The sequence below is a fragment of the Nocardia sp. NPDC004260 genome, from assembly GCF_053603155.1.
Genome location: NZ_JBSGEZ010000080.1, coordinates 22,854 through 29,403, shown reverse-complemented (window position 1 = coordinate 29,403; position 6,550 = coordinate 22,854). Strand labels below are relative to the sequence as shown.

The 6,550-nt window shown below is 69.2% G+C and carries 4 protein-coding genes; 3 read left to right on the top strand and 1 reads right to left on the bottom strand.

The window, feature by feature from the left end:
* Positions 1 to 882 precede the first annotated feature (882 nt).
* The 3 genes from mfd to ACWEO7_RS32195 all read left to right on the top strand — a co-directional run bounded on the left by mfd (position 883) and on the right by ACWEO7_RS32195 (position 5,659).
* Positions 883 to 4,494 (top strand): transcription-repair coupling factor, encoded by a 3,612-nt coding sequence (gene mfd / locus ACWEO7_RS32205; RefSeq protein WP_452428820.1) that lies wholly within the window; start codon positions 883 to 885, stop codon positions 4,492 to 4,494.
* 134 nt (positions 4,495 to 4,628) lie between these two features.
* Positions 4,629 to 5,270 carry a MazG family protein gene (locus ACWEO7_RS32200; protein WP_452428824.1) on the top strand — a complete coding sequence of 214 codons (642 nt, stop codon included), beginning with the start codon at positions 4,629 to 4,631 and terminating at the stop codon, positions 5,268 to 5,270.
* 62 nt (positions 5,271 to 5,332) lie between these two features.
* Positions 5,333 to 5,659: a hypothetical protein gene (locus ACWEO7_RS32195; RefSeq protein ID WP_452428819.1), complete on the top strand. Its 327-nt coding sequence runs from the start codon at positions 5,333 to 5,335 to the stop codon at positions 5,657 to 5,659.
* Positions 5,660 to 5,954: 295 nt separating this feature from the next.
* Here ACWEO7_RS32195 and ACWEO7_RS32190 read toward each other — a convergent pair whose 3' ends face one another.
* Positions 5,955 to 6,530, bottom strand: coding sequence for a TerD family protein (locus ACWEO7_RS32190; protein WP_355074495.1), 576 nt, complete (start codon positions 6,528 to 6,530; stop codon positions 5,955 to 5,957).
* Positions 6,531 to 6,550 lie beyond the last annotated feature (20 nt).

Sequence of the window (6,550 nt, the reverse complement as noted above, 5' to 3'; positions counted from 1 at the left end):
GCCGCGAACGGCGCATGCTCGGTCTCGCTTCGCTCGAAAGACGGGGTTGCGGTGCGCTGGGTGCGTTGGTGTGGAAGCTTGCTGCGCGGTGCACGCGTGTAGTGGCTGGCTGGCGGCTCGGGCTGCTCTTTCCTCGTGTGCGCTGCGGTCGCGCACACGCGAGCCGGGCCGCGAACGGCGCATGCTCGGTCTCGCTTCGCTCGAAAGACGGGGTTGCGGTGCGCTGGGTGCGTTGGTGTGGAAGCTTGCTGCGCGGTGCACGGGTGTAGTGGCTGGCTGGCGGCTCGGGCTGCTCTTTCGTCGCGTGCGCTGCGGTTGTGGAAACGCGAGCCGGGCCGCGAACGGCGGATGTCGGGCAGCCCGCTGCTCGGGCTGGCCGCGCTGTGCCTGGGGCATGCCGCTCGGCGGTTCGGGCGGCTCAGCGATGAGTCCGTTGCGTTGGCGCTCCTTGGCGGCGCGTGCCGAGGTGGATCCATCAGCCGTGGACGGGCGGGCACTCGACGGTTTCGATGACGTCCGGAGAGTTTCCCGCACCTCTGGTGAAGGGCCCCGCAGTGTGGGTCGGGCGACATTCGCCCTGGCTATGGCCTGACCTAGGTGCTCGTCGGTGGTGTGCTTGTTCCGCCGGATGAGGTAGCCGCGGATCATGCTGACGGCTTCCGCCAGGCCCTTCTCGGTGTGGCTCGCTTCTTGCCGGGAGGAGCCGGAGCGTGTTCGGGTTGGCGGCCGTATCGGCGACGAAATGGATCGCGGATGGGCGCTCTGGTACCGGGCGGGGCGGCAGTCGCCTCGTGGCGGCGCGGGCGCTGCAAAAACGAGATGCCCGCTTAACTAGACTCGGTTGGCCGCTCGAAACGTGTCGCCTGCGCTCAGGAGTTGTCGATGTCCACCCACCGCCCCCCGTTGGCGGGACTGGCCGCCGCGGCCGGTGCCGATTCCTCGCTACGGACCGTCGCGGAGCTGATCGGCACATCGTCGGTCGAGCTGGTCGCGCCGTCGGCGGTGCGGCCGTTCGTCGCGTCGCGGTTGGCCGCCGAGCGGCCGTTGGTGGTGGTCACGGCCACGGGGCGGGAGGCAGACGACCTGAGTGTCGAACTCGTGGAGATGCTCGGTCCCACGGTCGCGCAGTTCCCGTCCTGGGAGACGCTTCCGCACGAGCGGCTCTCGCCGGGCGCCGACACGGTGGGGCGCAGGCTGGAGGTGCTGCGCCGGATCGCCCACCCCGACGACCCGCATTTCCCCGCGCCGCTGCGCGTGGTGGTGACCACGGTGCGGTCGCTGATGCAGCCGATGGCGGGCGGGCTCGGCGACATCGAGCCGATCGTGCTGCGCGTCGGCGCCGAGCTGGACTTCGACGAATTGCTCACGCGTCTGGTGGAATTCGCTTACACCCGGGTCGACATGGTGGGTAAGCGCGGCGAGTTCGCGGTGCGCGGCGGCATCCTGGACGTCTTCCCGCCCACCGCCGACCATCCGGTGCGCGTGGAATTCTGGGGTGACGAGGTCACCGAACTGCGGCCGTTCTCCGTCGCCGACCAGCGCTCGCTGCCGGACGTCGCGGTGGACGTCGTGGTCGCGCCGCCGTGCCGGGAACTGCTGCTCACCCCCGAGGTGCGCGAGCGGGCGGCCGAGGTCGCCGCCGCCAACGCGGCCGACGCGGCGCTGGTGGAGATGCTGGAGAAACTCGCGCAGGGCATCCCGGTCGAGGGCATGGAAGCGCTGTTGCCGGTGCTGCAACCGGGGGAGTTGTGCCTGCTCACCGAGGTGCTGCCGGAGGGAACCCACGTACTGCTGTGCGATCCGGAGAAGATCCGCACCCGCGCGGCCGACCTGGTACGCACCGGCGAGGAATTCCTGGAGGCATCCTGGACCGCGGCCTCGTTCGGCGGCGCCGCGCCGCTCGGCGGACACGGACTCGACCTGGCCGCCTCCGCCTACCGCCCGCTGCCCGAGATCCAGGCCAGCGCCGACCGGCAGGGCCTGCCCTGGTGGACGCTGAGCCCGCTCGCCTCTGGGGATTCCTCCGAGGTCGTGCTGCCGGTGCTGCCCGGCCCGGCCGCGCGCGGGTCCGACGAACTGGTGGCGACCATGTTCGCCTCGTTGCGCGCCCACGTGCTCACCGGCGGCAGGGCCGTGGTGGTCGTCGCGGGCCACGGCACCGCGCAGCGCATCCTGGAACGGCTCGCGGACGCGGAGGTCCCCGCCGCGGCGCTGGAGGCGGGCGCGGAGCCGAACGAGGGCGTGGTGGGCGTGCTGTGCGGCTCGCTGCACGACGGCTTGATCTTCGAGGGCGCCGGTCTGGTGGTCGTCGCCGAGTCCGACCTCACCGGCAACCGGGTCACCGCGCCGACCGAGGGCAAGCGGATGCCCGCCAAACGGCGCAACCAGGTCGACCCGCTCGCGTTGAGCGCGGGCGACATGGTGGTGCACGACCAGCACGGCATCGGCAAGTTCGTCGAGATGATCGAGCGCACCGTCGGCGGCGCGCGCCGCGAGTATCTCGTGATCGAGTACGCGCCGAGCAAACGCGGCCAGCCCGGTGACCGGCTGTTCGTGCCGATGGAGTCGCTCGATCAGCTCTCCCGCTACGTCGGCGGCGAGATGCCCAGCCTGTCCAAGCTCGGCGGCTCGGACTGGGCCAACACCAAACGCAAGGCGCGCAAAGCGGTTCGCGAGATTGCCGGCGAGCTGGTGCAGTTGTACGCCGCCCGCCAGGCGGCGCCCGGTCACGCGTTCGGACCGGACACGCCGTGGCAGAAGGAGATGGAGGACGCGTTCGCGTTCACCGAGACCGTCGACCAGATGACCGCCATCGCCGAGGTGAAATCGGACATGGAGAAGGCCGTCCCGATGGACCGCGTAGTCTGCGGCGACGTCGGCTACGGCAAGACCGAGATCGCGGTGCGCGCGGCGTTCAAGGCGGTGCAGGACGGCAAACAGGTCGTCGTGCTGGTGCCGACCACGCTGCTCGCGCAGCAGCATTTGCAGACCTTCACCGAGCGCGTCGCGGGTTTCCCGATCACCGTGAAAGGGCTGTCCCGCTTCACCGATCCGGCCGAGGCCCGCGCGGTGCTGGAGGGAATGGCCGACGGCGGCGTAGACATCGTGGTGGGCACGCACCGGCTGTTGCAGACCGGCGTGCGCTGGAAGGACCTCGGCCTCGTGGTGGTCGACGAGGAACAGCGATTCGGTGTCGAGCACAAAGAGCACATCAAGGCGCTGCGCACGCACGTCGACGTGCTCACCATGTCGGCCACCCCGATTCCGCGCACCCTGGAGATGAGCCTGGCGGGCATCCGTGAGATGTCGACCATCCTCACCCCGCCGGAGGAGCGCCACCCGGTGCTCACCTACGTGGGCGCCTACAACGACAAGCAGGTCACCGCCGCGATCCGGCGCGAGTTGCTGCGCGACGGCCAAGTGTTCTACGTGCACAACCGGGTGTCGTCGATCGACAAGGCCGCCAAGCGGATTCGCGATCTGGTGCCCGAAGCGCGGGTGGCGGTCGCGCACGGCCAGATGAACGAGGACGCGCTGGAGTCCACCGTGCAGGGCTTCTGGCAGCGCGAATACGACGTGCTGGTGTGCACGACGATCATCGAGACCGGTCTGGACATCTCGAACGCCAACACCCTGATCGTGGAACGCGCCGACACACTGGGCCTTTCGCAGTTGCATCAGCTGCGCGGCCGGGTCGGGCGCAGCCGGGAACGCGGCTACGCCTACTTCCTCTACCAGCCGGAGAAGCCGCTCACCGAGACGGCCTACGACCGACTGGCCACCATCTCGCAGAACTCCGATCTCGGCGCGGGCATGGCGGTCGCGATGAAGGACCTGGAGATCCGCGGCGCGGGCAACGTGCTCGGCGCCGAACAGTCCGGCCATGTCGCAGGCGTCGGCTTCGATCTCTACGTGCGGCTGGTCGGGGAGGCCGTCGAGGCGTATCGCGCCGCCGCGGACGGCAAGCCGATCACCACCGAGGAGGTCAAGGAGGTGCGCATCGACCTGCCCGTCGACGCGCACATCCCGCCGGATTACATCGCCAGTGACCGGCTGCGCCTGGAGGCATACCGCAAACTCGCTGCCGCGCAGGAAGATTCGGTGCTCGCGCAGGTCGTGGATGAACTCGTCGACCGGTACGGACCGTTGCCGGTGGAGGTCGGGCGTCTGGTGTCGGTGGCCAAGCTGCGCCTGCTCGCCCGCGAGTACGAGGTCACCGAGATCGCGGTCACCGGGACGACGTTGAAGATCTCGCCGCTGCACCTGCCCGATTCCAAGCAGATGCGCCTCAAGCGGCTCTACCCGAGCGCGGGGTACCGCGCCGCGTCCGGGGTGGTGCAGCTTCCGCTGCCGCGCGTGCAGGACAGTGTCGGGGCCGAGCGCGTCCGCGATGTCGTGCTGCTGCAATTCGTCGCCGATCTGTTGCTGGCGTTGGACGGGAAGGCGCAGGGAGCGGTCGACCTCACCGTCGCCGCCGAGATGGCGTCGCGATGAGCTCGACACGCGACGAGTCCGTTCTGCGGGCCGCCCGCCATCGTGCGGTTCACGGCGTGGAGCGCGACGGGGAGGCGACACCGCGCACGGACACCGCGGTGGTCGCGGCGGGGCTGGCCGGGGCGGTCGAGGTCATGGACCGCCTCTGGCATTTCGGTGGGTGGGAGGTCACCCAGACCCACGACTCGCTGCGCCCCTATCTGCTCGAGGAGACCTACGAACTGCTCGACGCCATCCAGCACGAGGATGCCGAGACGATCAAGGAGGAACTCGGCGACCTGCTGCTGCAAGTGCTCTTCCACTCCCGGATCGCCGAAGCCGCAGGCGAATTCACCGTCGACGACGTCGCCGCCGCGCTGGTCGCCAAACTGGTCAACCGCAGCCCGCACCTGGTGGACTCCGCGATCGATCCCGGCGCCTCGGTGGCCGAGAAGATCGCCGCCCAGGAACGCGCCTGGGAAGAACGCAAATCCGCCGAGAAGTCCCGCCGCTCCTGCCTGGATGGCATAGCCATGGCCCAGCCCGCGTTGGCCCTCGCCGAGAAGATCATCTCCCGCAGCACCAAAGCGGGCCTGCCACCCGCCCTCGTTCCGGAAGCCCTGCGCGTCGTGCACCTCGGTGGCCCGGAAAGCGCCGAAGAACGCCTCCGCAAAGCGACGCTCACCTTCGCCGCCGACATCCGCGCGGCGGAGGATAGCGCGGAAAAGGAACGGGGCGAACGTCTTCCGCTCACCGCCGAGGATTGGCACGCCTTCTGGCCGGAGGGAACCGGGTAGGGATCCCCGCCCCGAACGTGGTGCTATCCGCGCGGCCGTCCGATTCAGGGGACACTGAAAGAATGCGGTACCCCGAACTGGTGAACGCACGACCGCAATGGCAGTCGACCGGGAACGGCAGATTCCCCGTCGCCGCCCACATCGACGGCCAGTGGTGGGTCTTGCGCATCAACGGCTTCCCCGACCACCCGCTGTGGACACTGTTCGTCGACGGCGCACCGCGCCTGGACATCGATGACACCCCGCCAACGTGGGGCCGCCCCAGCGACCGGTCCGCACCGCCCCTCGACGCCCACACCGCCGAACGAATCCTGATACCCATCCAGCACTTCGTCGCCTACGGCAGCGAAGTGGGCGACCCCTGCGACGACCCGGTCTGTTGCGGGTGATTCCGCGTGCCGTGTCATTCCACTCGGCCGACAGCCTGAGCTGAAATCGTCGGACATCTCGGGGGAGGCGACCGCGCGCTCGGGTGCACCGGAGGTAGCCGTCTTCGTAGGGAGGGGCCAGTGCTGATCGATTTCGTTCCTGACGGGAATCTGTACCCCTTCGAGTCGCGCGGCGATCGCGAAGCGGTTTCCGTGAGTTCGACCGGAGGTGAAACGTGCCGCGCGGGTCCTCCGGCTCTCGATGCCGATGGAGCACGAGGCCGAAAGACCGGCGCGGCGAACTCGAATCCAACCGTCAGACGTTGACCCCGTAGTCCCGGGCGATGCCCGCGAGCCCGGAGGCGTAGCCCTGGCCGATGGCGCGGAACTTCCACTCGTTGTTGTGGCGGTAGAGCTCGCCGAAGATCATGGCCGTTTCGGTGGAGGCGTCTTCGGTGAGGTCGTAGCGGGCCAGTTCGACGCCGGTGGCGGCGTCGACGACGCGGATGAAGGCGTTGCGGATCTGGCCGAACGACTGGCCGCGGGCGTCGGCGTCGTGGATGGACACCGGGAAGAAGATGTTGGTGATGTTCGGCGGCGTGGCGGTGAGGTCGATGTTGATCACCTCGTCGTCGCCCTCGCCCGCGCCGGTGAGGTTGTCGCCGGTGTGCTCGATGGATCCATCGGGCGAGCGCAGGTTGTTGTAGAAGACGAAATGCTGATCGGACAGCACTTTCAGATTCGGTCCGCAGGCGAGCGCGCTGGCGTCGAGGTCGTAGTCGGCGCCGGTGGTGGTGCGCACGTCCCAGCCGAGCCCCACCGACACCTTGGTGAGATTCGCGGCCTGCTTCGACAGCGAGACATTGCCGCCTTTGGCCAGAGTGACGCTCATGATCCCCTTCCGCGCGGCAC

Excerpts from the sequence above, each read along its gene's own strand:
- ACWEO7_RS32195 (WP_452428819.1), top strand. The coding sequence starts at position 5,333 with ATGCGGTACCCCGAACTGGTGAACGCACGACCGCAATGGCAGTCGACC.
- mfd (WP_452428820.1), top strand. The coding sequence starts at position 883 with ATGTCCACCCACCGCCCCCCGTTGGCGGGACTGGCCGCCGCGGCCGGT.
- ACWEO7_RS32200 (WP_452428824.1), top strand. The coding sequence starts at position 4,629 with ATGGACCGCCTCTGGCATTTCGGTGGGTGGGAGGTCACCCAGACCCAC.
- ACWEO7_RS32190 (WP_355074495.1), bottom strand. The coding sequence starts at position 6,530 with ATGAGCGTCACTCTGGCCAAAGGCGGCAATGTCTCGCTGTCGAAGCAG.